The organism is Arthrobacter sp. P1_B3 (genome assembly GCF_056406615.1).
On sequence record NZ_JBFTZV010000001.1, the window covers coordinates 416,378 to 441,548 of the forward strand.

24 protein-coding genes are annotated in these 25,171 nt (G+C 69.3%); 17 read left to right on the top strand and 7 right to left on the bottom strand.

Translation table 11 applies throughout. The features are described from left to right. The first annotated feature begins 27 nt into the window (after positions 1-27). The 5 genes from AC1D2F_RS01960 (at position 28) to AC1D2F_RS01980 (ending at position 8,232) form a co-directional block, all read left to right on the top strand. The gene (locus AC1D2F_RS01960) at positions 28-3,738 is read left to right on the top strand and encodes a nitrate reductase subunit alpha (RefSeq protein WP_476966066.1); all 3,711 of its coding nucleotides are present in this window, start codon (positions 28-30) and stop codon (positions 3,736-3,738) included. Continuing rightward, on the top strand, positions 3,738-5,456 hold the full coding sequence (gene narH / locus AC1D2F_RS01965; RefSeq protein ID WP_476966067.1) for a nitrate reductase subunit beta: 1,719 nt from the start codon (positions 3,738-3,740) through the stop codon (positions 5,454-5,456). The genes AC1D2F_RS01960 and narH overlap by 1 nt, the downstream gene beginning before the upstream one ends. Continuing rightward, entirely contained in the window at positions 5,453-6,073 is a 621-nt protein-coding gene (gene narJ, locus AC1D2F_RS01970; RefSeq protein WP_229993982.1) for a nitrate reductase molybdenum cofactor assembly chaperone, read from the top strand. Before narH ends, narJ begins: the two co-directional genes overlap by 4 nt. A 2-nt stretch (positions 6,074-6,075) precedes the next feature. Next, positions 6,076-6,918, top strand: coding sequence for a respiratory nitrate reductase subunit gamma (gene narI, locus AC1D2F_RS01975; protein ID WP_476966068.1), 843 nt, complete (start codon positions 6,076-6,078; stop codon positions 6,916-6,918). A gap of 90 nt (positions 6,919-7,008) precedes the next feature. After that, positions 7,009-8,232 (top strand): MFS transporter, encoded by a 1,224-nt coding sequence (locus AC1D2F_RS01980; RefSeq protein ID WP_229993980.1) that lies wholly within the window; start codon positions 7,009-7,011, stop codon positions 8,230-8,232. A 23-nt stretch (positions 8,233-8,255) separates the two neighbouring features. Here the strand turns inward: AC1D2F_RS01980 and AC1D2F_RS01985 are convergent, their stop codons facing one another. Next, positions 8,256-9,461 carry a DUF445 domain-containing protein gene (locus AC1D2F_RS01985; RefSeq protein WP_414645521.1) on the bottom strand — a complete coding sequence of 402 codons (1,206 nt, stop codon included), beginning with the start codon at positions 9,459-9,461 and terminating at the stop codon, positions 8,256-8,258. A gap of 183 nt (positions 9,462-9,644) precedes the next feature. Between AC1D2F_RS01985 and AC1D2F_RS01990 the strand changes: the two genes are divergently transcribed. From AC1D2F_RS01990 to AC1D2F_RS02010, 5 genes are all read left to right on the top strand, one after another. Continuing rightward, the gene (locus tag AC1D2F_RS01990) at positions 9,645-10,544 is read left to right on the top strand and encodes a glycerophosphodiester phosphodiesterase (protein ID WP_229993978.1); all 900 of its coding nucleotides are present in this window, start codon (positions 9,645-9,647) and stop codon (positions 10,542-10,544) included. A gap of 99 nt (positions 10,545-10,643) precedes the next feature. Further along, positions 10,644-11,090: a DoxX family protein gene (locus AC1D2F_RS01995; RefSeq protein WP_229993977.1), complete on the top strand. Its 447-nt coding sequence runs from the start codon at positions 10,644-10,646 to the stop codon at positions 11,088-11,090. Beyond that, on the top strand, positions 11,087-11,857 hold the full coding sequence (locus AC1D2F_RS02000; protein ID WP_229993976.1) for an AzlC family ABC transporter permease: 771 nt from the start codon (positions 11,087-11,089) through the stop codon (positions 11,855-11,857). The genes AC1D2F_RS01995 and AC1D2F_RS02000 overlap by 4 nt, the downstream gene beginning before the upstream one ends. Further along, positions 11,854-12,165 carry an AzlD domain-containing protein gene (locus AC1D2F_RS02005; RefSeq protein WP_229993975.1) on the top strand — a complete coding sequence of 104 codons (312 nt, stop codon included), beginning with the start codon at positions 11,854-11,856 and terminating at the stop codon, positions 12,163-12,165. The genes AC1D2F_RS02000 and AC1D2F_RS02005 overlap by 4 nt, the downstream gene beginning before the upstream one ends. 107 nt (positions 12,166-12,272) lie before the next feature. Continuing rightward, on the top strand, positions 12,273-12,530 hold the full coding sequence (locus AC1D2F_RS02010; protein ID WP_229993974.1) for a hypothetical protein: 258 nt from the start codon (positions 12,273-12,275) through the stop codon (positions 12,528-12,530). Here AC1D2F_RS02010 and AC1D2F_RS02015 read toward each other — a convergent pair. Beyond that, a complete protein-coding gene (locus AC1D2F_RS02015; protein WP_229993973.1) occupies positions 12,527-12,943 on the bottom strand; it encodes a YkvA family protein in 417 nt (138 codons plus the stop codon). The genes AC1D2F_RS02010 and AC1D2F_RS02015 overlap by 4 nt on opposite strands. 37 nt (positions 12,944-12,980) lie before the next feature. Then, positions 12,981-13,613 carry a TetR/AcrR family transcriptional regulator gene (locus tag AC1D2F_RS02020; RefSeq protein ID WP_229993972.1) on the bottom strand — a complete coding sequence of 211 codons (633 nt, stop codon included), beginning with the start codon at positions 13,611-13,613 and terminating at the stop codon, positions 12,981-12,983. 176 nt (positions 13,614-13,789) lie between these two features. On the opposite strand from AC1D2F_RS02020, the gene AC1D2F_RS02025 reads away from it, so the two are divergent. The 6 genes from AC1D2F_RS02025 to AC1D2F_RS02050 all read left to right on the top strand — a co-directional run bounded on the left by AC1D2F_RS02025 (position 13,790) and on the right by AC1D2F_RS02050 (position 18,848). Then, on the top strand, positions 13,790-14,155 hold the full coding sequence (locus AC1D2F_RS02025; protein WP_229993971.1) for a thiamine-binding protein: 366 nt from the start codon (positions 13,790-13,792) through the stop codon (positions 14,153-14,155). Positions 14,156-14,247: 92 nt separating this feature from the next. Then, a complete protein-coding gene (locus tag AC1D2F_RS02030; RefSeq protein WP_229993970.1) occupies positions 14,248-14,925 on the top strand; it encodes an O-methyltransferase in 678 nt (225 codons plus the stop codon). A 219-nt stretch (positions 14,926-15,144) separates the two neighbouring features. Next, the gene (locus AC1D2F_RS02035) at positions 15,145-16,251 is read left to right on the top strand and encodes an acyl-CoA dehydrogenase family protein (RefSeq protein ID WP_229993969.1); all 1,107 of its coding nucleotides are present in this window, start codon (positions 15,145-15,147) and stop codon (positions 16,249-16,251) included. Further along, entirely contained in the window at positions 16,245-17,792 is a 1,548-nt protein-coding gene (locus tag AC1D2F_RS02040) for a PIG-L family deacetylase (protein WP_476966069.1), read from the top strand. Before AC1D2F_RS02035 ends, AC1D2F_RS02040 begins: the two co-directional genes overlap by 7 nt. Before the next feature lie 5 nt (positions 17,793-17,797). Further along, on the top strand, positions 17,798-18,586 hold the full coding sequence (locus AC1D2F_RS02045) for a glycosyltransferase family 2 protein (RefSeq protein WP_229993967.1): 789 nt from the start codon (positions 17,798-17,800) through the stop codon (positions 18,584-18,586). 43 nt (positions 18,587-18,629) lie between these two features. Further along, positions 18,630-18,848 (top strand): three-helix bundle dimerization domain-containing protein, encoded by a 219-nt coding sequence (locus tag AC1D2F_RS02050; protein WP_229993966.1) that lies wholly within the window; start codon positions 18,630-18,632, stop codon positions 18,846-18,848. Here the strand turns inward: AC1D2F_RS02050 and AC1D2F_RS02055 are convergent. From AC1D2F_RS02055 to AC1D2F_RS02065, 3 genes are all read right to left on the bottom strand, one after another. Next, on the bottom strand, positions 18,829-20,781 hold the full coding sequence (locus AC1D2F_RS02055) for a heavy metal translocating P-type ATPase (RefSeq protein WP_229993965.1): 1,953 nt from the start codon (positions 20,779-20,781) through the stop codon (positions 18,829-18,831). The genes AC1D2F_RS02050 and AC1D2F_RS02055 overlap by 20 nt on opposite strands. 177 nt (positions 20,782-20,958) lie before the next feature. Then, positions 20,959-21,966 carry a zinc-dependent alcohol dehydrogenase family protein gene (locus AC1D2F_RS02060; RefSeq protein WP_290369362.1) on the bottom strand — a complete coding sequence of 336 codons (1,008 nt, stop codon included), beginning with the start codon at positions 21,964-21,966 and terminating at the stop codon, positions 20,959-20,961. A 55-nt stretch (positions 21,967-22,021) separates the two neighbouring features. Then, entirely contained in the window at positions 22,022-22,948 is a 927-nt protein-coding gene (locus AC1D2F_RS02065; RefSeq protein ID WP_229993963.1) for a universal stress protein, read from the bottom strand. A gap of 232 nt (positions 22,949-23,180) precedes the next feature. Here AC1D2F_RS02065 and AC1D2F_RS02070 point away from each other — a divergent pair, with 232 nt between their 5' ends. Further along, positions 23,181-24,122, top strand: coding sequence for a spermidine synthase (locus AC1D2F_RS02070; protein WP_229993962.1), 942 nt, complete (start codon positions 23,181-23,183; stop codon positions 24,120-24,122). Between the two features lie 28 nt (positions 24,123-24,150). Here AC1D2F_RS02070 and AC1D2F_RS02075 read toward each other — a convergent pair whose 3' ends face one another. Then, positions 24,151-25,068 carry a LysR family transcriptional regulator gene (locus AC1D2F_RS02075; RefSeq protein ID WP_229993961.1) on the bottom strand — a complete coding sequence of 306 codons (918 nt, stop codon included), beginning with the start codon at positions 25,066-25,068 and terminating at the stop codon, positions 24,151-24,153. Positions 25,069-25,171: the final 103 nt, after the last annotated feature.

Consider the following 25,171-nt stretch of genomic DNA (forward strand, 5'->3'; position numbering starts at 1 on the left):
CCAGAAAGTGCATCCTAGCTTGAAGGCATGACTGCCGGAGGCGCCGCGGGGTTGGACGGACCCGCCTCGGATGCAATGTTGAAATTGGGCCGATTTTTCACGAAATGGGACCAGACCGACGACGGCAGGGCGGTGTTCCGGGAAGGCGGCCGCAAGGGCGACATCTTTTACCGGGACCGGTGGAGCCACGACAAGGTGGTCCGGTCAACCCACGGGGTGAACTGCACGGGCTCGTGCTCCTGGAAGGTGTACGTCAAGGACGGCATCATCACCTGGGAATCCCAGCAGACCGACTACCCCTCGGTGGGCCCGGACAGCCCGGAATACGAGCCGCGGGGCTGCCCCCGCGGGGCGGCCTTCTCCTGGTACACCTATTCGCCCACCCGGGTGCGCTTTCCCTATGCCCGGGGTGTCCTCGTCGAGATGTACCGCGAGGCCAAAGCGCGGCTGGGTGACCCGGTGCTGGCCTTTGCCGACGTCGTGGGGGACCCGGCGCGGCGCCGCCGCTACCAGCAGGCCCGCGGCAAGGGCGGCCTCGTGCGCGTCTCCTGGCAGGAGGCGATCGAAATTGCCGCCGCCGCGCACGTGCACACCATCAAGGCCTACGGGCCGGACCGCTGCGCCGGCTTCTCGCCCATCCCGGCCATGTCCATGGTCTCGCACGCCGTCGGGACCCGCTTCATCCAGCTGATCGGCGGGGTGATGACGTCCTTCTACGACTGGTACGCGGACCTGCCCGTGGCCAGCCCGCAGGTGTTCGGGGACCAGACCGACGTCCCGGAATCGGGGGACTGGTGGGACGCCCGGTACCTCATGATGTGGGGCTCCAACGTCCCCGTGACCCGCACCCCGGACGCGCACTGGATGGCCGAGGTGCGGTACCGCGGCACCAAGGTGGTCACGGTCAGCCCGGACTATGCGGACAACACGAAGTTCGCCGACGAATGGCTGCCCGCCCAGGCCGGGACGGACGCCGCGCTGGCGATGGCCATGGGGCACGTGATGCTCAGGGAATTCTTCGTCGAGCGCGACGTGCCGTTCTTCACCGACTACGTCCGCCAGTTCACCGACCTGCCGTTCCTGGTCCGGCTGGAACGGCGCGACGACGGCTCCCTCACCCCGGCCAAGTTCCTCACCGCCAAGGATCTTCCGGACGAGGCCGGGGCCGAGGACGCGGCCTTCCGCACCGTCCTGTTCGACAAAGCCACCGGCCGTCCGGCCGTGCCGAATGGCTCTTTGGGGTTCCGCTACTCCGGCAGCGGCGAGGGCAAATGGAACCTGGACCTTGAGGGGATCGAACCGGCCCTGTCGCTCCGCGAGGTCTCCGGGGACAGCGCCGAGATCCTGCTGCCGTGCTTCGAGGACGCCGGCGGGAACGGCAGCGTGCTCCGCCGCGGTGTTCCCGTCCTGGAACTGGATGGCCAGCTGGTCACCACCGTGTTCGACCTCATGCTTGCCCAGTACGGGGTCGGCCGGGACGGGCTCCCGGGGGAGTGGGCCGCCGGCTATGATGACGCCGCGACGCCCTACACCCCGGCCTGGCAGGAGGAGATCACTTCCGTCCCGGCACAGGCCTGCATCCGGGTGGCCCGCGAATTCGCCCGCAACGCCGAGCAGTCCAAGGGCCGGTCCATGATCATCATGGGCGCCGGGATCTGCCAGTGGTTCCACGGCGACACCACCTACCGCGCCGTGCTGGCCCTCGTGATGCTGACCGGCTGCATGGGCCGCAACGGCGGCGGCTGGGCACACTACGTGGGGCAGGAAAAGACCCGGCCCGTCACGGGCTGGCTGTCGCTGGCGAACGCACTGGACTGGTCCCGGCCCCCGCGGACCATGATCGGCACCGGCTACTGGTACATGCACACGGACCAGTGGCGGCAGGACGGCTACTCCGCGGACGCGCTGAAGTCCCCGCTCTCCACCGGAAGCCTGGACGGCATGCATACCGCGGACGCGCTGGCCCAGTCCGCGCGGCTGGGCTGGATGCCGTTCTACCCGCAGTTCGACCGGAACCCGCTGGACCTCGCGGACGAGGCGGAAGCCGCCGTCGGCGCCGGCACCGCGAAGGATACTCCCGGCTACATCGCTGACGCGCTGAAGAACCGTACCCTGAATCCGGCAATCGAGGACGTGGACGCCCCGGAAAACTGGCCGCGGACCCTCGTGTTGTGGCGTTCGAACCTGTTTGGCTCCTCGGCCAAGGGCAACGAGTACTTCCTCCGGAACCTGCTGGGCACCCACAACAATGTCCTGGGCCCGGACCATGCCGAGGGGCTCAGGCCCAAGGACGTGAAATGGCACGAGCAGGCACCGGAAGGGAAACTGGACCTCCTGGTCTCAGCGGACTTCCGGATGACCTCCACCACCCTGCTCTCCGACGTCGTGTTCCCGGCCGCCACCTGGTACGAGAAGCACGATCTGTCCTCCACCGACATGCACCCGTTCGTCCACGCGTTCAGCCCCGCGATCGACCCGCCGTGGGAGACCAAAACGGACTTCGACGCCTTCCACCTGCTGGCCCAGGAGTTCTCCCGGCAGGCCAAAACCCACTTGGGCGTCCGCCGGGACCTGGTGAGCGTGCCGCTGCAGCACGACACACCTGGCCAGCTCGCCCAGCCGGGCGGGATCGTGCGGGATTGGCGGGACATGTCCATTCCCGCGGTCCCGGGGCAGAACATGCCCATTTTTTCCGTCGTGGAGCGCGACTACACCGCCATCGCCGACAAGCTGGCCGCCGTCGGGCCGCTGGCTGACAAACTCGGCTTCACCGTCAAGAACGTCACCTACAAACTCCAGGGGCCGCTGGAGAGGCTCAGCCGCTCCAACGGGGTGATGCTCGGCGGCGCCGCGGACGGCCGGCCGGCGATCGACACTGACGCGAAAATGGCGGAGGCCATCCTGGCCTTCTCCGGCACCACCAACGGCGCGCTGTCAGTCCAGGGCTTCAAGGACCTGGAAGTCCGCACCGGGAAGAAACTGGCGGACCTGGCCGAGGGCTCCGAGGAAAAATTCATCACCTTCGCCCAGACCCAGGCCGCCCCGGTGCCGGTGATCACCTCGCCGGAATGGTCCGGCTCCGAGACCGGTGGCCGGCGCTACGCACCCTTCACCATCAACGTGGAACGACTCAAGCCCTTCCACACCCTGACCGGGCGAATGCACTTCTTCCTCGACCACGACTGGATCCGGGACATCGGCGAGGCCATGCCGATCTACCGGCCGCCGCTGGACATGCACCGGCTCTTCGGCGAGCCCAGACTCGGCCAGGACGGCTCCATGGAGGTGGTGGTCCGCTACCTGACCCCGCACTCCAAGTGGTCCATCCACTCCGAATACCAGGACAACCTGCTGATGCTCTCGCTCTCCCGCGGCGGACCCACGGTCTGGATGAGCCCCGCCGACGCGGCAACCATCGAGGTCAAGGACAACGACTGGGTGGAGTGCCTGAACATCAACGGCGTCCTGGTGGCCCGGGCGATCGTCAGCCACCGGATGCCGGCCGGCGTGGTGTACGTGCACCACGCGCAGGAACGCACCATCGACGTGCCGAAGTCCGAGGCCACCGGCCGGCGCGGCGGCATCCACAACTCCGTGACCCGGCTGCTGGTCAAACCCTCGCACCTGATCGGCGGTTACGCCCAGCTGGCCTACGCGTTCAACTACCTTGGCCCCACCGGAAACCAGCGCGACATGGTGGCCACCGTCCGGCGTCGTTCCCAGGAGGTGCAGTACTGATGCGTGTCATGGCTCAAATGGGCATGGTCATGAACCTGGACAAATGCATCGGCTGCCACACCTGTTCGGTGACCTGCAAGCAGGCCTGGACCAACCGTGCGGGCACCGAATACGTCTGGTTCAACAACGTCGAGACCCGCCCCGGCCAGGGCTATCCGCGCCGCTACGAAGACCAGGAGAAGTGGCACGGCGGCTGGGCGCTGAACAAGCGCGGCAAGCTGGTGCTCAGGGCCGGCGGCCGGGTCAAGAAGCTCTTCGGGATCTTCGCCAGCCCCGTCCAGCCCGAGCTCAAGGACTACTACGAGCCCTGGACCTACGACTACAAAACCCTCGTGGACGCGCCGCTCGGCGACGACTTCCCGGTCGCCCGGCCCAAGTCCCTGATCACCGGGGAGGACACCAAGATCACCTGGTCCGCGAACTGGGACGACGACCTGGGCGGCTCCGCCGAGAACGGCCACCTGGATCCGATCGTGGAAAAGGTCCGGCGGGAATCCGAAGACAAGATCAAGTTCGCCTACGAACAAACCTTCATGTTCTACCTCCCCCGGATCTGCGAGCACTGCCTGAACCCCTCCTGCATGGCCTCGTGCCCCTCGGGAGCGATCTACAAGCGCGTGGAGGACGGGATTGTGCTGGTGGACCAGGACAAGTGCCGCGGCTGGCGCCAGTGCGTCACGGGCTGCCCCTACAAGAAGATCTACTTCAACCACAAGACCGGCAAAGCCGAGAAGTGCACCTTCTGCTACCCGCGGGTGGAAGTGGGGCTGCCGACGGTCTGCTCGGAGACCTGCGTGGGACGGCTGCGGTATTTGGGGCTGTTTTTGTACGACGCCGACGCCGTCACCGCTGCGGCGTCCGTCACTGACCCCCAGGAACTCTACGACGCCCAGATGGACGTGCTCCTGGACCCGAACGACCCAGCCGTCCAGGCCGAGGCCCGGGCCCAGAATATCCCGGAAGACTGGATCGACGCCGCCCGGCGCTCGCCGGTCTACGCCCTGGCCAAGGTCTACAAGGTGGCCCTGCCGCTGCACCCGGAATACCGGACCATGCCGATGGTCTGGTACGTGCCGCCGCTCTCGCCCGTTGTGGACCTGCTGCGCGACCAGGGGCACGACGGCGAGGACGCCGGCAACCTCTTCGGCGCCATCGACGCGCTGCGCATCCCGGTGGAATACCTCGCCGAACTCTTCACCGCCGGAGACACTGAACGGGTCGCCGCGGTGCTCAGGAAGCTCGCGGCCATGCGGTCCTTCATGCGCGGCATCAGCCTCGGCAACGACCCGGACGACGCCGTCCCCGAGGCCGTGGGGATGGACAGCCAGAGCATGTACGAGATGTACCGGCTGATGGCGATCGCGAAGTACGAGGAGCGCTACGTCATCCCGAAGGCGCATGTGGAGCAGGCCCACGACCTCGAAGAGATGGGCTGTTCGCTCGATTTCGAGGGCGGGCCCGGCATGCAGGATTCGGCCCCGTTCGGCGAAGCCAGCGGCAGGCCCGTCCCGGTGGCGGTGGAAACCTTCAACGCCCTCCGCGACCGGCAGACCTCCGGCTCCGCGCCCGGCGAAAGCACCCTGCGCGGCAGGGTGAACCTGCTGAACTGGGACGGCACAGGCGCCCCCTCCGGGCTGTTTCCGGAAAAACCGCCTCCCATGAAACCGTCGGCCCCCGAGGACTCCCCGGACTCTCCTCCGGCGGGGGAACAGCCATGACCCGCCGCCAGCAGGTCCTCTACCTCGCCGCGGCGTGGTGCCTGTCCTACCCGGATGAGGAACTGATCGGCCGGGTTCCGCTGATGCGGGCCGCGCTGGCCGAGTTCCCGGGGGCCGCGGCGGACTTCGTGGAGGTCCTGGACCGGCTGGAGTCCACACCGCCCATTCAGATCCAGGCCCAGTATGTGCGCGAGTTCGACCTCGGCAAGCGCCACGCCCTGCACCTGTCCTACTGGACTGACGGGGACACCCGGCGCCGCGGCGAGGTCCTGGGCAACTTCAAGAAGACCTATCGGCAAAGCGACATCCTGGTGGACACGCACGGCGAACTGCCGGACTACCTCCCGATGGTCCTCGAATACGCCGCGCTGGTGGACCTCGCGGCCGGCCGCGAGTTGCTGACGCGCTTCCGGGCGAGCCTTGAGATGCTCCGCTTCGGGCTGCTCCGGGACGAGCTCCCGCACGCCCGGATCCTGCAGGCCGTCTGCGCCACCCTGTCGGGGAAATCACCGGCCGACGAGCAGGCCGTCATGCGGATGGCCGGCTACGGCCCACCCACCGAGGCCGTGGGCCTGGACCCCTACGATCCGCGGCTGCTGCCCGTGAAGGGGGCCTGACCATGCTGGCATTCGAAGCCGAGACCGGATCCGCCGTCGACATCTCCGCACTGGATATCCTGCTGTGGGGCGTGCTGCCGTACGTCATGGTGGTGGTCCTTGTTGGCGGGCTGGTCTGGCGTTACAAATACGATCAGTTCGGCTGGACCACGAGGTCCTCCCAGCTGTACGAGTCCAGGCTGCTGCGGATCGCGTCCCCGCTGTTCCATTTCGGCCTGCTCGCCGTGATCGCCGGCCACTTCTTCGGTCTCGTCATTCCGATGGCGTGGACCMAAGCGGCTGGGATGAGCCAGGAGTTCTACCACTTCAACGCTCTGTTCGTCGGCGGTGTGGCCGGGGTAGGGACCCTGGGCGGGATCATCCTGCTGATCTACCGCCGCCGCACCACCGGGCCCGTCTTCATGGCCACCACCGGGAATGACAAGACCATGTACGTGGTGCTGACGGCGGCGATCGTCTTCGGGCTGTGGACCACGCTGGCCAGCGTCTTTGAGGGCGAGCACGGGCACAATTACCGCGAGACCGTCGCCCCGTGGTTCCGCTCGCTGTTCATCTTCCAGCCCGACATCGCGGCCATGGCCGGGGCGCCGTTTTCCTTCCACCTGCACACCCTGGTGGGCATGGCGCTGTTCGTGATCTGGCCGTTCACCCGGCTGGTCCACGCCTTCACGGCACCGTTCCACTACCTCTTCCGCCCCTACATCGTCTACCGCTCGAGGGACCGGGACACCGGCGGAGCCGGAGCCAAAGGGACAGCCGGCGCCGCCGGTGCCCGGAACCCGGTCGGCGCGCGGCGGGGCTGGTCCGCCGTCGGGACCCGGGACCGCGACACCAGGAACCGGTGAACACCTGCGATTCCTGACCTGCACTGCTGAACTGCATTCTGAACTGAACGTTGCCGAACCGAACGTTGCCGAACCGAAAAGGAGACCACCGTGGCCGGAGCAGTGTCCCCTTTCGTCGCCGCCCCCGCCGGCCGGACGCTCAACCTGGCACTCGCCACCTCGGCGTCGGTGGCGTGCTTCTGGGCCTGGAACTCCATCGCCACGCTCGGCGCGTACTACACCCAGAACCTGCACCTCAATCCGGCCACCACCGGGGTGCTGGTGGCCATGCCCGTCTTCGTTGGCTCGCTGGGACGGATCGTCGTCGGCACCTTGACGGACAAGTACGGCGGGCGCGCCATGTTCACCTTTGTCCTGCTGGCCTCCATCATCCCGATCCTGCTGGTGGCGGTGGGCGGCACCATCGACTCCTTCGCGCTGGTGCTGGGCGCCGGACTGTTGCTCGGGGTCGCCGGCACGGTCTTCGCCGTCGGGATCCCCTTCGTCAGCGCCTGGTACGAGCCCGCCCGGAGGGGCTTTGCCACCGGTGTCTTCGGCGCGGGCATGGGCGGAACGGCGCTGGCGGCCTTCCTGAACCCGCGGCTTGTCGCGAGCATCGGCTACGTTCCCACGCACGTGCTGATCGCCGCGATCCTGGCGTGCATGGCCGCCCTCATCTGGTTCCGAATGAAGGAGGCGCCGGGCTGGACCCGCAGCAACGCGCCCGTGATGCCCAAGCTGCTCGACGCCGTGAAGACCCCGGTCACGTGGAAGCTGTGCTTTCTCTACGCCGTCCTCTTCGGGGGTTTCGTTTCCTTCGCCACGTATCTGCCCACCTACCTCCGGGATGTCTACAGCTTCGATCCCAGCGCGGCCGGCGCCCGCACCGCAGGGTTTGCGCTGGCCGCCGTGCTGGCGCGGCCCCTGGGCGGGGTGCTCGCGGACAAGGTCGGCCCCAAGCCAGTGGTGATCGTAGCGCTCGCCGGCGTCGCGGCGCTCGCCTGGGTGGTGAACCTGCAGCCCGACGGCGACGTCCCCGCCGGCCTGACGTTCGTCGCCATGGCCGGCGCGCTCGGCCTGGGCACAGGCGGGGTGTTCGCCTGGGTGGGTGTGCTCGCGCCGCAGGGCAAAGTGGGCAGCATCAGCGGGGTGGTCAGCGCCGCCGGAGGACTCGGCGGCTACTTCCCGCCGCTGATCATGGGTGCCACCTACGACGCCGCAGCGCACAGCTACGCGATCGGGCTGCTGCTGCTCGTGGTGACAGCGCTCGGGGCGCTGGCCTTCACGATCTTCGCCATGCAGGGCCGGACCAAGGCGGAGGTCGCCGCTGCCTGACCGGAGCCGGGACCGGAGGGTAGCTAGCCGAACAGCATGTTGGCCACCGTGAAGATGGCCAGCCCGGCCAAGGCGCCCACCACCGTGCCGTTGATCCGGATGAACTGCAGGTCCCTGCCCACCTGCAGTTCGATCTTCTGGGACGTTTCCTCGGCGTCCCAGCGGGCCACGGTGTCCGTGATGACCCCCGCGATGTCCGAGCGGTAGGTCTTTACGAGGTAGCCCGCCGCGTCGCCGATCCAGGCGTTCACCTTGCCGGCGAGCTCGGGATCGACCACCAGCCGGGTGCCGAAGTCATGTATGGCTGCCTTGAATTTGACGGTCAGTTCGCTGTGCGGGTCATCGACGGCGGTGAGCAGGGCCGTCTTGATGGTGTCCCAGGTGCGGGAGGCGAGCTCCCGGACCTCGGGGTCGCCGAGCACCTGCGCCTTGATGCCCTCGGCACGGGCGATCATCACCGGATCATGCTGCAGATCCTGCGCCAGGTCCTTGAGGTACTTATCGATCGACAGGCGGACCTGATGCTGCGGATCGGACTGTACGGCGCGGGTGAACTTGAGGATCTCCACGTACACCTTGTCCCCAACCAGGCCGTCCACGAACGACGGTACCCACGTCGGGGACCGGTCGGTGACCAACCTGTTGACCGTCTCCTGGTTGTCCCGCACCCAGTCCACCGTCCGGTCCACGAGCACGTCCACCAGTGCGTGGTGGTGCCCGTCGTCGAAGATCCGCTCAGCGAGCCGGCCCACGGGCGGCCCCCACGGCGGGGTGAGCAGGTGCTTGCGGACCATGGATTCGATCACGGCCTTGACGTCGTCGTCGTTGAGGACCTTGAACGCGCCGCGGATGACGGCGGCACCCTCCTTGGCGACGCGGTCCGGGCCGCCGGGGCTGGAGAGCCAGGCGCCGGCCTTGCGCGCAATGTCCGCGGACGCCAGCTTTTCCTGGACCACCTGTTCGGAGAGGAAATTGGTCTCCACGAATTCGCCCAGCGAGGCGCCGATCTGGTCCTTGCGGCGCGGGATGATCGCGGTGTGCGGGATCTTGATTCCCATGGGGTACTTGAACAGGGCCGTAACGGCAAACCAGTCCGCCAGGGCACCCACCATGCCGCCCTCGGCCGCGGCGCGGACGTACTCGAGCCCCGGATACTGCTTCTGCAGGGCAAACGCGACGACGAAGATCACGGCCATGACGATCAGGAGCGCCAGGGCCAGGAGCTTCATCCGGCGCAGCGCCGCGGCCTTCTCGGCGTCGCTGGACGCAGCGGCACGCTGTCCGGGGGGACCATCCGGGCGGACACCGCCCGGAAGTCCCGCGGCACCGGTCAGGGATGTTGGCTCAGTATTCACCTGCATGAGCCCAGCCTAGTCCCGCCACGGAAACGGGCCGTCCGCTAACGTGGCACCATGACGACTGACGAGTCCGCCGCCGCCCGTCCTCTGGTCTATGCCCACCGCGGCTCCAGCGGAGCCTTCGCCGAGCACACCCGGGCCGCGTACCTGCAGGCAATCGCCGACGGCGCCGACGGTGTGGAATGCGATGTCCACCTGACCCGGGACCAGCACGTGGTGCTCCTGCACGATGCCACCCTGGACCGCACCTCGGACGGCACCGGCCAGGTGGCCGACCGGACCCTGGAAGAGCTCCGGCCGCTGGACTTCTCCTCCTGGAAGGGAGCCCGGATCCCGGAAGCCTACGGTGCCAAGTCCGAGCAGCTCCTGACCCTGCCGGAACTGATCGACATCCTGCGCGGGGCGGGCCGCGGGATCGGACTGGCGATCGAGTTCAAGCACCCGAGCCCGTACCAGCTCGGACTCGAGGACCGCGTCCTCGAGGTCCTGAGGGACGAAGGCTGGAATCCGCGGACGTCGATGCTGGACAAGATCGTCGTTTCCTTCATGAGCTTTAGCCCCGACTCCGTCAAGCACCTTCTCGAGTCCGTGCCGGCAGGGGCCGTCTGCCAACTCGTGGACAACGTCAATGTGGCGGACATCAGGGAGGAACTGGGCCTCGGTGCCCTGACCGGCGGAGCCCTGGCCAACGTGATGAAGGCCGCCCAGGCGGAGGGCGAACGGATCCTGGATGGGGCTGAGGCGGGCATTGCCGGCCCCGGAATCGGGTACGTCCGCGCGCACGCCCCCACCGTTCAGCGCTGGCTCGCCTCGGGGCTCCGGTTCCGGGTGTGGACGGTCGACGCCGAGGACGACGTCGAACGGTGCCGGGAACTGGGGATCCACGAGATCACCACAAACTGGCCGGCCCAGGTCCTGTCCCAGCTGATGTCGGTCAGTCCGCCCCTCCGCTAAGAGCCCGGCCGCGCTGCGGAGCTGGGGCGGATTCCTGCGGAAACCGTTGCGCGCCCCGGCGGATTACGGCCGGAGTGACCGCTGTGGTTGAGTGGTTGCATGCCATTTCGCTGGTCCGGCCCGGACCTCCAGACCCTGTCCGCGGCAGCGATGTGCGCGCTGCTGCTCACGAGCGCCGCCAAGCACTTCCGCGAACCCGAATTTTTCCACCCGGTGGTTCCCGACATCCTGTGCCGGGACGACTCCGGTGAGCAGCCGAACGGCCCCCTGGCCGTCCTGTCCCGGGAGGAATGGGTGGCGGCGAGCGGGCTGCTGGAAGCCGCTGTCGCCGTCGGGCTCCTGATCCCGGCCACCCGGAGGGCCGCCGCCGGCGCCGTCACGGCACTGTTCACCGCGTTTCTTTCCGGCCACGTGGACGCCCTGCGCCGGGCCTACGGGGCAGACGGCACGCCGCGCGCGCGACGCGTGCATACCTTGCGGCTCCCGCTCCAGGCGCCCCTCATCGCGTGGGCCTGGACTCTGACGCGGCGGAACCCGCGCCCGTGAAAATCCTGCAGTCGCCGGCAGTGCGGATCGGCTTGTCGATCAGCATTGCCACCGGTCTCTACGGCGTCTCCTTCGGCGCACTGTCCGTCACCTCGGGCCTGGATTTCTGGCAGACCATGGCCCTGAGCCTGCTGCTGTTCAGCGGCGGATCCCAGTTCGCCTTCATCGGCGTGGTGGCCGGCGGCGGGTCCGGAATCGCCGCGATGGGCGCCGCGACGCTGCTGGGCATGCGCAACGGCATCTACGGCATGCAGATCAACGCCCTGTTGCAGCCGCGCGGGTGGCGCAAGTTTGCCGCCGCCCAGCTGACCATCGACGAGTCGACCGCCACCAGCACGGGGCAGACGGACCCGGACGAGCAGAAGCGCGGCTTCTGGACAGCCGGAATCGGTGTCTTCGTCCTCTGGAACCTGTTCACGGCCCTCGGCGCACTGGCCGGCGGGGCACTCGGGGATCCCAAACAGTGGGGGCTCGACGGCGCCGCCGTGGCGGCCTTCCTGGGCCTGCTCTGGCCCCGCCTGAAAGGCAGGGAGCCTGTCGCCATCGCGGTTGTCTGTGCGCTGGCCACCGTGCTGGCCGTGCCGTTCGTGCCCCCGGGAGTGCCGATCCTCGTCGCCGCCGTCGTCGCGGCCGGAATCGGCTGGTTCAGCCACGGCCGCAGCGACGAGGGCCTGGAACCGGACGTCGATCCCTACGCGGAGAACCACGTGCACCACCACCACGACCCCGCCGGCGACCACCGCGATCGCACTGGAGACGACGCATGAACCTTTGGATGTGGCTGCTGCTCTCCTGCCTGCTCGCCTACACCTGGAAGCTGCTGGGCTACCTGGTGCCAGCCAGCCTGCTCCGCAACCCGCGGATGTCCAGGATTGCCGGCACCATGACGATCGGGCTGCTGGCGTCCCTGACGGTGGTCAATGCCGTCGCCTCGGGCCAGTCGCTTGTCCTGGACGCGCGGCTGGGTGCATTGGCGGCGGCGGGCATCGCTTTGTGGTTGCGGGCGCCGTTCCTGGTGGTGGTGATCGCCGGCGCGGCGGCGGCCGCCGGGCTCCGGCTGCTGGGCTGGGATTGACCCGCCCAGGGGACCCCTAGCGGTGCTGCTCGGCGATCCGATTGCGGTACGGCCGGAATGGTCTTTAGTCCCTACTTGGCGCGGGGATCGCGTGGGAGCATTCGAACATGAGCGAACACGACGGCGAGCAGGCGGCTGCCGACCAGCCGGCTGCGGAGCATGAAGCTGCGGAGCATGAAGCTGCGGAGCAGGAGGTCGCGGAGCCACGCAAGGATCAGAGGTCCAAGCAGCACGAGCCGTTCGTTTCTGGAGGGGCTGAGTCCACCAGGGAAATGCGCGAAATGTCCCGCCGTCGCCGGGAAGCCGAAGAGAAGCTGCAGCACCACCTTCTCGAAGCCAAGGAAAAGCCGGCCGAGGACGCTTAGACTGGCGTCCCGAGCCCGGCGAGCCGCAGCATGACGGCCAGGCCCTCCGGGGTTCCAGGCCAGTGGCGCCGGACGGCGTCGCCCCCCGCGCGGGCTACCACCGAGCGCAGCACCAGAGCCACTATCACGACGTCGTCCGCGTAGCCGATCACCGGTATGAAGTCCGGTACGAGGTCGATCGGGGAGGCCAGGTAGACGAGCAGGAGCGCCAGCCGGACCCGGACCCCCACCGCCACCGAACGGTCGGCCAGCAAGCGCCGGATGAGCCGAAGAAGGTCCGGCAGCAGCCGCAAAGCATCCTTCATGGTGACGGTCTCGGGGTGCCGGCGGGCATAGCCCCACAGCAGCAACAGCAGGACCGCATAGACCACCAGTACACCGCCGACTACCCCGGCAAGGGTTTCCCATCCCATGGGCTAGATCCTATCCACTCTGCCAAGAACGGCGGCCCTAGCCGAGAACGGAGTCGAACGCGGTGCCCGGCAGCGGGGCCTGCGGTGGCAATGCCCGGTCCGGCCGCTCCGTCCGGATGGCGTCCTCGACCAGCGCCACGGGGCGCCGCCAGGCGTCGGAGCCCGGCTCCATCGTGTCGACGGCGCCGATCAGCATGGCCAGCAGGCGGATCATGTCTGTCATGGAAATATCGTTGCGCAGGGTGCCCTGGCCCTGGCCACGGCCCAGCAGCACCGCGATGGATTCAACCAGGCCGCCGGTGATCCCCGCCAGCAGGCCGCGCCGGCCGGCAACAGCTCCCAGGAGGTTGGCCTCTTCGCTGGCAACACGCATCGTGGCATCGATGACCCGAAAGAGTCCGGCTGCGGCGTCCGGATCGGCCAGCGCCTCATCAATGGCCGGATCCACCTGAAGCCGGAGCTGCCTGTTCAGGGCAGCGAGCACCAGTTCTTCCTTGTCGGCGAAGTTCCGGAAGAGGGTGGCCGGACCCACCCCGGCGGTGACGGCAATGGTCTGCAACGGCACCTCGGGGCCGTGTTCGCGGAAGCACTGCCGGGCCGCGGCGATAATTTTGTCCACGTTGCGCGCGGCATCTGCGCGGAGCGGCCTGCGATCTACTGCCCGGTTCATTTGCCTAGGTTAGCAACGCGACGGGTGCGCGAACCTGTTACCGGCGGGTAGTGATTTATGTGACGGTTTCGACGGTTCGCCCGGGCGCTGTCGGGGCGGAATCCCGTGAAAGACTAGTGTCGGACAGCCCTGGAATTTTCGCCCCGCTGTCCGAACTGAGTGAAGGGAACCACCACATGCTGGTCGCATTCTCCGTAGCACCCTCCGGTGACCCCGCCAACGGACAGGCGCCCGGCGACGCGTCGGTCCATGACGCCGTCGCGGCCGCGGTGCGGATCGTCCGCGAGTCGGGTCTGCCCAACCGGACGAGTTCCATGTTCACCGAGATCGAGGGCGAGTGGGATGAGGTCATGGACGTGGTCAAGCGGGCCACAGACGCGGTCGGCGCCTATGGTTCCCGCGTCTCGCTGGTCCTCAAGGCGGACATCCGGCCCGGCTACAGCGGCGAGCTGACCGGCAAGGTGGAGCGGCTCGAAAACGCCATCGACGGGCAGGGCCCCGGCGGCACCGGGCCGCAAATTCCAACCACGCCGGAAACCTAGCGCCGGTCCGCACGCCGGAATCCGGCCCAAAACCGGACGGAAACCGCGCCCGGAGACTACCGCCGGGCGCGGGCGGCTGGAACACTGGGGACATGATCGAGCATCAGTCCACCCCCGGCTGGGTCGCCGTGGAGAACTTCCTCTCCGACGCGGTGGTCCGCCCGGATAGTTCGCTCAAGCGCGCCGTGACCAGCGCCCTCGAGGCCGGCATGCCGCCAATCGAAGTGGCCCCCAACGCCGGCAAACTCCTGAAATTGCTGGTCCAGCTCTCCGGTGCCAGCCGCGTCCTGGAGATCGGCACGCTGGCCGGTTTCAGCACCATCTGGATGGCCCAGGGGCTGCCGGACGACGGCCGTCTGGTCACCTGCGAGTACCTCCCCCTGCACGCCCGCGTTGCGCGCGCGAACGTTGACGACGCCGGCCTGGGCCACAAGGTGGACATCCGGGTCGGCGCGGCACTGGACACCCTGCAGGAGCTGGAAAGCGAGGCGGGACCGCCCTTCGATTTCGTGTTCATCGATGCCGACAAGGAAAACAGCCCCCACTACCTGGACTGGGCCATCCGGCTTGGCCGGCCCGGCACCACCATCGTGGTGGACAACGTCGTGTGGGAAGGCGCCGTGCTGGACGCGTCGATGGACCCGGTGAACGCCCCCGGAATCATCAGCACGCTCCAGATGCTGGGCGATGACCCGCGGTTGGACGGCACCGTCATGCAGACCGTGGGTTCGAAAGGCTGGGACGGCTTCGCCCTCGCGATCGTCCGCTAGGTGCAGGAGGTTGTCCGCCAGGGCGCACGAGCGCCGGTGGCATCGCATGCGTGGGGCCGGCCGGCCAGCAACAAGTGCTAAGTATGCTTAGATTGCTTGTCGACGGCGCCAGCGATGGCGGCGCGGCCGCGGACGCGCAGGACTCCAGCCACGTAGCCAGCCCACACGCCTTCCGCACAGCCCGAATCCGCCCAGTCCGAAGGAACACAGGCAGTCGCAATGAACGGGATCCCCACCGCCCACTACCCCCTACCTGTCAGGATCAGCTCCGCGGCCGCCGCCCTGGACGCGCTCAGCCCCCTGCTGTCCGAGGCACACGCCGCCGTCGGCGATGTCCCGGCGCTGCTGGACCTGGCCAAGGCGGCAGCGGCGACGGCGCCGAAGCCCGGGGACGGCCGGACCGCGTTCCTGTGGGAGATTCTGGCCTCCGTGACCGCCGTCGACGTCGCTGCCGGACGCGTGCTGGAACCGCAACTGGACGCCGTGGCGATCCTCGCCCAGGCCGCAGGCAAGGCGGCACAGGACGGCGGCGACTTCCCGAATCCCGACGGCGCCGAGTTCGAGGGGACCTGGGGGGTGTTCGCCGCCGAGGCGCCCGCCCTGCGGCTTGAGGCCAAGGAATCCGCCGGCGGGTGGATCCTCCAAGGGTCCAAGCCCTGGTGCTCGCTCGCCGCGCAGCTGGACCATGCCGTGCTGACGGCCCATCTGGAGAACGGGGACCGGGCGGCCTTCGCCGTCGACCTCCACGCGCACGGCGTGAGCTTCGCGAATCCGGAGTGGACCAGCCGGGGCTTGCGCGAGATTCCCAGCGGCACCGTCCACTTCGAGGCCGTCCCCGCCGTGCCCCTCGGCGGCGCCGGCTGGTATTACCGGCGCCCGGGCTTCGCCTGGGGCGGCATGGGCGTGGCCGCCTGCTGGCTGGGCGGCGCCGTCGCGGTGGCGCGCAGCTTCACCGCCTCCTTGCAGCAAGCAGCCGACGGCGGACGGGAGCCGGACCAGATAGCCCTGGCCCATCTCGGCGAGATTGACCGGACGCTTGCCGCACTGACCGCCTACTTGGCCGGAACGGCCGCGAGGATCGACGCCGGGGAGCTCTCGGACCGCGGCGCGTGGAAGGAAGCCCTGCGCGTGCGGGGAAGCGTGGCCGCCGCCGTCGAACGCGTCCAGACGCTCGTGAGCCAAAATCTGGGGCCGGCCCCGCTCGCCTTCGACGAGCGCTACGGAAAACGGATGGCCGATCTCGCCCTGTACATCCGCCAGCACCACGCCATGCGCGACGACGCGCAACTGGGCACCCTGACGCTGACAGGAAGCAACCCATGGTGAATTTCACCCACAACGATGCCGGGACCAGCGAGGCCGCGTGGGCCGGCAGCCGTGCCGCCGGGCTGCCGGAACTGCCGCTGGATGACGCTGCACTCGCCGGCCGGGCCTTCATTGTCCTGGCCGCGCACCCGGACGACGAATCGCTCGGGGCCGGCGGGTTGCTGGCCCGGCTGCACGCCGTCGGCGCCACGGTCCGCGTGCTGCTGTGCACGGCAGGGGAAGGATCGCATCCCGGCTCGCCAACGACGACGCCGGAACAGCTCGCCGCGGTCCGGCTGCAGGAGTTCGGTGATGCCCTGGAACGCCTTTCCGGGGGCGGCGGTGGGGACCGGAACTGGCAGTGCCTTGGCCTGCCCGACGGACAACTCGCCGGGCACCGGGAGCAGATCCGGGCCGCGGTCCGCGAGGCGTCGGCCGCGTGCGGGCGCACCGCCGACAAGACAGTTCTCGTGGCGCCGTACCGCTCCGACGCTCACTCCGACCACGACGTCCTCGGATCCGTTGCCGCAGAGCTCAGCGCCGCGGCGGGCTACGCTTTGCTCGAATACCCTATCTGGTACTGGCTGTGGGCGGCACCAGATGGACCGGAAGACCCGGCCGGCGGGGCATGGCGGGGCTGGTTCCGGCTGCCGCTGCGCCCGGCAGAGCTGCAGGCCAAGGTTGCCGCCATGGCGGCGCATACGTCCCAGGTGCAGCCGCTCTCCGGGCTGCCGGGCGACGAGGTGCTCCTGCCTCCGGACTTCCTGGCGCACTTTGAGCGGACCTGGGAGACATTTGCCTGGCATCCGGCGGACGGCCCGGCCGAAGGCGGATCCGGCGCTGAGGCGAAAGCCCCGGCCGAGGGCGGATCCGCACGCCCCTACGCCGCGGGGGACGCGGAGCGGCTCTTCGATGCGGTCCACGCCAGGGACGAGGATCCCTGGCAGTACACCTCGAGCTGGTACGAGCAGCGAAAGCGTTCCCTCACGCTGGCCGCGCTGCCGGGCGACAGCTACACGGCCGGGCTGGAGATCGGCTGCTCGATCGGGACCCTGAGCGCGGAGCTCGCGCCGCGGTGCGGAAGCTTCCTCGCCGTTGACGCCAGCGGCACCGCCCTGGACCGCGCCGCCCGGCGGCTCGCCCACCTGCCCGCGGCAACGACGCGGCACCTGACAGTCCCGCACGAGTGGCCGGACGGATCATTCGATCTGATCGTGGTCTCAGAGGTGGGTTACTACCTCTCGCCGGCAGAGCTCGCCGGACTGTTCGACCGGATTGAGGGCTCTCTCATGCCTGGCGGGACCCTCGCGCTGTGCCACTGGCGGCACCCCGTTTCCGGCTGGGAACTCGACGGCGACTCGGTCCACGCAGCGGCCCGGCGGCACCTGGGCTGGACCGGCGGCGGGATCTACAAGGAACGCGACTTCGTCCTCGAAGTGTTCCTCGCACCGGACACCGCACCGGACACCGCACCGGACACCGCGACTCACACCGAGCCGGGCACCGCCCCGGACACCGCGCCTCACACTGAGCCGGACCGCGCCCCCGAACGGACGGGGTGACCCGGATGGCGGCGTTGCCGTTGCCGCGCGGGCACCGCATCGACCGGGTCGCCGTCGTCATGCCCGCGCACGACGAAGAAGACCACCTTGGGCAGGCACTGCAGGCCGTTCAGCGGTCCGCGGACGCCCTGCAGAAGGTCCGGCCCGACGTCGACACCCGCGTGACCGTGGTGCTGGATAGCTGTACGGATGGCTCCGCCGCCATCACCGCTGCCTACGCTGCCACGGACCCGCGTATCAGCGCGCTGGAGGTCAGCTGCCGCAGCGCCGGCGCCAGCCGGTCCGCGGGCGTCCGGGCCTCCGGCATCGGCGTGCCACGGCGGCGGCCGCCCGGCGAGCGTTGGACGCCGCCGCCCTGGGCAGGCCGGACCTGGCTGGCCAACACCGACGCCGATTCCCGGGTGCCGGAGAACTGGCTGGTGCGCCAGCTAGAGTTCGCCGAAGCCGGGGCCGACGCTGTGCTTGGATCCGTGGAACCGGACCCCGCCGGGATGGACCCTGAGCTGCTCCGGCGCTGGCGCGAACGTCACCCCTTCCACGAGGACCATCCCCACATCTACGGCGCGAATTTCGGGGTCCGGGCCTCGGCCTACCTGACCGCCGGCGGGTTCGCACGGGTCACGTCCGAAGAAGACCGGACCCTGGTGCACAGCCTCCGCAGCCGCGCCTTTACGGTCACGGCGACGGACAGCACCCGGGTCCTGACCTCCGGCCGGACCCACGCCCGGGCACCGCACGGCTTTGGCACGTACCTGCGGAGCCTGGGCCCGTTGCCGCCTCCGCCTGCCGGCTGAGGATTTCGTTGACGCCGGGACCGCTCCGCCCCACACTGAAGGAGTGACTGACGATGCGAAAGAACCCAGCATTGATCAGGTTGTCGACCGCCTGGCCGCCCGGTTTCCGCACGTTCCGCGGATGCACATCGCCGGGATTGTAGGCGAGGAATTCGACGCCCTGAACGAAGGCCGGATCAGGACATACATACCCACGCTGGTTGAGCGCGGCGCCCGCGTGCGGCTGAAGAGCCAGTTCGGGATCAGCGCCGCCAACGACTAGCTCCAGTGTCCCGGTAGCCGCGAGTTCGCCGGATACCGGCCACATCGCCGTAACGTCCCGGCGAACCCGCAGCTTTCCGGCGATTTCGACGGCGGCCGGGGCCGAGGGCGCGCAGGGCGTTCAGGATCGTGGCGAGATCCACCAGTTCCTGGGTCAGTGCGCCGGCGATGGCCGGCACGTACCCCGCGGCGGCGGCCAGCATGAGGACCACGCTCAGCCCGATGCCGATCCAGATGCTCTGCAGGGCCACCTGCACGGTGCGCCGTCCGATCCGGACGGCCGACGCCACCTTGGAGAGGTCGTCGAGGATGATCACGACGTCGGCGGATTCGCCGGCCGCCGTCGAGCCGCGGGCGCCCATGGCGATTCCGACGTCGGCGACCGCCAGGACCGGGGCATCGTTGACGCCGTCGCCGACCATCATGACCGGACGGTCCGGCAGCGATTTGACGGCCTCGACCTTGTCCGGCGGGAGGCACTCGGCGCGGATGTCTGAGAGCCCGGCCTCCTCCGCGATGTGCCGGGCCGTGGCGAGCGCGTCGCCGGTCAGCATGACCGTCCGGCCCACGCCCAGCGCCTTGAGCTCGCCGAGGGTGCGGCGGGCCTCTTTGCGGATGGGATCGCTCATCACGAGCGAGCCCACGAATTCGCCGCCGGCACCGACGTAAATGGCGAGCTCGCCGCTGGTGAGCTTCGCCTCCGTCACGCCGGATGCCCACTCCGCCACGAACGCCGGCTTGCCCACCACGACGTCCCGGCCGTTGAACCGGGCCCGCACCCCGTGGGTGGCGACTTCCGTGGCCTCGGTGGCGGACGAGAAGGCCATCCCGCGGTTCCTGGCCGCGTCCATCACCGATGCGGCCAGGACGTGCGAAGAATACTGTTCAGCGGACGCCGCCAACTGGAGGACCTCGTCGGCCGTGCGGCTCCCGGCGGTCCGGATGCCGACCAGGGCCGGGCGGCCGTACGTGAGGGTTCCAGTCTTGTCGAAGGCGGCCGTCTTGATCCGGCTTAGCTGTTCGAGCACTCCGGCGTACTTGACGATGATGCCGGAGCGCGCGGCGCGGCTCATCCCGCCGAGGAACGCCACCGGCGCGGCGATCAGCAGGGGGCACGGGGTGGCCACAACGAGGACCTCGGCGAATCGTTCCGGGCTGCCGCTGACGATCCAGCCCACGGCGCCGAGAACGTACGCGAGGGCGGTGAACGGAACGGCATAGCGGTCGGCCAGCCGGACCATGGGAGCCTTGCTATCCGCCGCCTCCTTAACGAGGGCGACGATCCTGCTGTATTGCGAATCCTCCACGCGTGCCGTGACGCGCATTCGGACCGCGACCTCACCGTTCAACGACCCGCTCATGAGGCCGTCCCCGGCGGACCGTTCCACCGGCAGGCTTTCCCCTGTGAGTGAGGATTCATCGAACGACCCGGAATCGGAGAGCAGGACGCCGTCCAGCGGGACCACCTCGCCGGGCCTGACCAGCAGGATGTCCCCGATCTCGACGTCGGTGGCGGCGACGTCCTCGTTCTGGCCGTCTGTGGGGGTTCCGGCGGCGGCGCTGCCGTTGCGCTCCCGGTGTGCCGTCTGCGGGACGCGTTCGAGCAACGCGGTGAGTTCGCCCCTGGCCCGCCCGGCGGCGTAGTCTTCGAGGGCCGTACCGCCGGCGAGCATGAGGACGATAATCATCGAGGCGATGTACTCACCTACCAGCACCGTGCTGACGATTGCGGTCACGGCCAGGATGTCGATGCCCCACTGCCCACCTGCCAGCCGGCGCGCCATCCCGACGGCGAGGTAGGCCGCCACGGTCAGGGCATAGGCGCTCGCGGCGACCCGGGCTATGCCTTCGTGGCCAGCGGCCAACATGGCCACCACCGCCAGCAGCGCAAGGAATGTCCCCGTGACGAGCGGATACCGCAGCACGAATTTCACGAAAGTTCTGCCTTCGACGGCCTGTCCTTCACTACTGAATCCTACTTCGACGCTCTTTGCGCCCGCGTCGCCGCGAGTTCGCCGGATACCTGCCAGATCGCCGCAACGTCCCTGTGTGTCAGGCGAGCCCGCACCGTTCCGGCGATTTCGACGGCGGCGGGCGCGGGACCACCCGGGCTAGGTCGGCTCCATGTGCAGCACGGCCGCCCCCGTGATCCGGTCCTCCGCGAGGTCCCGCAGGGCCTGGTCCGCGGCCTCGAACGGGTAGGCCACGGTGGTGGGACGGAGCGGGATCTCGGCGGCGATCCGGAAGAACTCCTCGCCGTCGGCCCTGGTGTTGGCCGTGACGCTGCGCAGCTGGCGCTCCTGGAAGAGCTCGTCGGTGTAGTGCAGGGGCGGGATGTCGCTCAGGTGGATGCCCGCGACGGCGAGCGTCCCGCCGCGGTCCAGGGCGCGCAGCGCAATCGGCACGAGCCCGCCTGCGGGGGCAAAGAGGATCGCGGCATCCAGCGGATCCGGCGGCTGCTCCTCGGCCCCGCCGGCGAACGTGGCGCCCAGATCCAGGGCCAGCTTGCGCGCCTCCGCGGACCGGGTCATGACGTAGACGCGGGCACCCCGGTACAGGGCAATCTGTGCTGCCAGATGCGCGGATCCGCCGAAGCCATAGATGCCCAGCCGGCCGCCGATCGGCAGCTCCGCCCGGCTCAGGGCACGGTAGCCGATGATGCCTGCGCACAGGAGGGGCGCGGCCTCCTCGTCGCTGAACGTCTCCGGGATCCGGTAGGCGAAGTTCTCGGCCACCGTGATGAGCTCGGCGTAGCCGCCGTCGCGGTCCCAGCCGGTAAAGGTGGGGGAAAGGCAGAGGTTTTCCTGGCCGCGCACGCAGAACCGGCAGGCGCCGCAGGTGCCGCCCAGCCAGGGAACGCCCACCCGTTCGCCGAGGCCGAACCTGGCCGCCCCCGGTCCCTGTCCGATCACCTCACCCACCACCTCGTGTCCCGGGATGGTCCCGGGGTGCCGCGGCCGGAGGTCGCCCTCGGCCAGGTGTAAGTCCGTGCGGCACACACCGCAGACGCGCACTTTCAGCAGGACCTCTCCGCGTCCCGGCACAGGATCCGGGCAGTCGGCGGCGACGAGGGGACCGCTGGACATGGGCCCCGGAAGTCCAACTCGCCAGGCTCGCACCGCGGCCTCCTTCTCTGCAGCATCCCCAGGTCCGAATTGGTTACATTTGCGGCGGCTAGCGGGTGACCAGCACGTTGCAGTGCGCCTTGTGCAGCACGGCGGAGACCGTGTTCCCCGGTCCTGCCGAGGGGTTGTGGGTCCCGAGCACCAGGACGTCGGCGTCGTCCGCGGCGTCGAGCAGCTCCCTGGCACCATGGCCCTCGCGCAGGGCCCCGGAAACCTCCAGGCCGGATGCCAGCCCGCGGGCCTCAGCGACGGCCCGGTCCAGCAGCTCCTGGCCGTGGAGCCGGGCATGGCGGCCGTGCTCCTCCCGTGCCCCGGCCCGGAGCGGATCCACGTGGACGAGCTGCAGCGGGGCGCCGAGGACTTCGGCCAGCGCGATGGCCTCGGCCACGGTGGCTGGGCTGCGGGGCGAGGCGTCAACTCCCACGACGACCGGGTGATGCGGGCGGCGCGGGCGCCGGATCACCATCACCGGGCAGGGTGCCGATCCGGCCAGATCGATGCAGACCGAGCCGGCCACCTGGCCCAGGACGGCGCCAAGGCCACGGCTGCCCACCACCAGCAGCCGTGCGTCCCGGGCAGCGTCGCGCAGCACCGGTGCCGGGAGCCCGGCCTCCATGACGCCGTCGACGGCGGGGGCCGCGTGTTCCGTCGCATTTTCGGGAACGGCACGATCGGGAACGGCACCCTCGACGCCGGGCGGCGCGGCTCCGGCCGCTTCGAGGGCGGTGGCGCGGGCCAGTTCGATGCCCTCGGCGAGGATGGCTTCCGCGGAGTGCCGCAGCCCGCTGCCGGCCACGCCTTTGACAGGGCCCAGGTTCTTGGTGAAGACCGGCCACACCCAGGCATGGACCACCCGGAGGTTCAGGCCGGCGGCGGCCGCGTAGCCGGCGGCCCAGCGAACGGCGAGTTGGGCGGCCTCGGACCCGCCGTAGCCGACCGCCACGATGCCGCCCTGCTGCCCTGCGGGTGCCGACATTTTTCCTCCCGGCTCGGCGGACGCACCCCCTCGCCCGGCAGTATGTGCAGCCCCAGTAGAACCCTGCGATCCGGGAATGGGTAGGGGCTTTGGTCCCGCGGACGGCCAGCGGACGGCCAGCGTCCGGCCGCGCGGGGCCACTCCAGCCGGGGATCGGGGTCCGGGGCACCCCTGCCGGTGAACCACTGCCGGTGAACTAGGGTTGAAACATGCACAATGCGGGGGATAGCTGATGGCCAAGCGGGGCAGGGGGCGAAGCACCGGAACCGCGGAACCCGGAGTGGTGGAAGTGCCCAAAGGTTCCCGGCCGGCCGGTCCTGTGGCCGGGGTGTACTACATCGACACGGGGGACTGCGAGCTGATCCCGGACCAGGACAATTCCACCGGCTGGCTCCTGCGCATCAACGGGGTCATGAGCTCGCACATTGATCTCGCAGACCCGTTGTTCCTGGACTTTGAATACATGCGCTGGATCGCCGCCCTTGTCGAGTCGCGCTGGCCGCGCGATTCGAAGCCAAAGCTCCGCGCCCTGCACCTCGGCGGGGGAGCATGCTCACTGGCCCGCTACTTCCACGCCGCCTATCCGGACGCCCGCCAGGTGGTGGTGGAGCTGGACGGCAAGCTCGCCGACTACGTCCGTGGCTGGTTTGACCTGCCCAAGGCCCCGCTGCTGCGCCTGCGCGTGGGAGAAGCCCGGGAAGTCACCGAGAGCCTGACCCCGCAGACCCGGGACCTGATCATCCGCGACGTCTTCGCAGGCTCGCTGACCCCGCGGCCGCTGACAACCCGGGAATTCACCGAGCACGCCAAGCGCGTCTTGGCACCCGGCGGGATCTACGTGGTGAACTCCGGCGACGCCCCTGACCTCAGGAATGCCCGCGAAGACGCCGCCACCATCGCCGACGCCTTTGCCCACACCGTGATCATCGCGGATCCGGCCATGCTCAAGGGCCGGCGTTACGGCAACATGATCATGGCCGGCAGCGACAGCCCGTTCGACGACGATCCCGGCCTCGCGCGGCGCCTGCTCGGCGGAGCGGTGCCGGCCCACATCTGGAACGACGGGAAGGTGCGGGCGTTCGCGGCAGGCGCCGCCGTCCGCCACGACCCGGCACGTTCAACCCCGGCTGAACCGCCTGCTGAGACCCTTGCTGAGCCGCCGACTGCTCCGTAACGCCCTTTTTGCGGCACCATAACGGCGCCTACGGAGCAATCGATGTGGTGGCTCCCCGCCCCAGCAGGGCATCGCGGTGCGCCGCGGTCTGTTCCCGCAGTGCCTGCACGAGGGCTGCCACTGCCGGCCGGCGCATCGAATCGGGCCGGAGCACCATCCAGTAGGGGAGCAGCTCCGCGAATTCCTCGGGCAGGAGCCGGACGAGGTCCGGATGCAGGTCGGCCGCGAAGCAGGGCAGGAACCCGATCCCGGCGCCGGCGCGGGTGGCCTCCACGTGGACAAAGACGTTGGTGGAGCTCAGCCCGTCCCGCATTGTGGGCACCAGCCGACGCGGGGCGTCCAGATCGTCCACCTGCAGCATCGAATCCACGAAATAGACCAGCGAGTGGGCCGTCAGTTCCTCCACGTTGGCCGGGGTGCCGTACTCGGCCAGATAGCCGCGGGAGGCGTACATTCCCAGCATGTACTCGCCGAGCTGCGCGGCCTCTGCCCGGTGCACCTGCGGCTCGCCGACCACCACTTCGATGTCCAGGCCGGAACGCTGCTGGAGCGCCCGGCGCGTCACGGTGATGATCTCCACGCTGAGGCCGGGATGGTCGCGGCGGAGCCGGGCCACGGCCGGGGCGGCGATGTAGGCGCTGAAGCCGTCCGTCGCGGTCATCCGGACGACGCCGGTGATGGGGTCCGGGGTGTGCCCGGGCTGCTCCAGGGTGCGCACGGCACTCTCGACCTGCTCGGCCACCCGCACGGCCTCGGCACCGAGCTCGGTGAGCTCCCAGCCGCCGGACGCGCGCGAGAGCACGCGGCCGCCCAGCGCCTTCTCCAGCGCAGCGATCCGCCGGGAGACGGTGGTGTGGTTCAGTCCGAGAGTCTGGGCCGCCGTCGTAAATTTCGCCGAACGGGACACCGCGAGCAGGACCAACAGGTCATCGGGATTGGCGTTCATATCTGCAATTCTGCACATGCCGGGTGCCAGTTTGGCCATTGAATCGCCGTAAATGTGCGGCAATACTCAATGGAGCCATTTCAGTGCTGTGCGTCACAGCGCG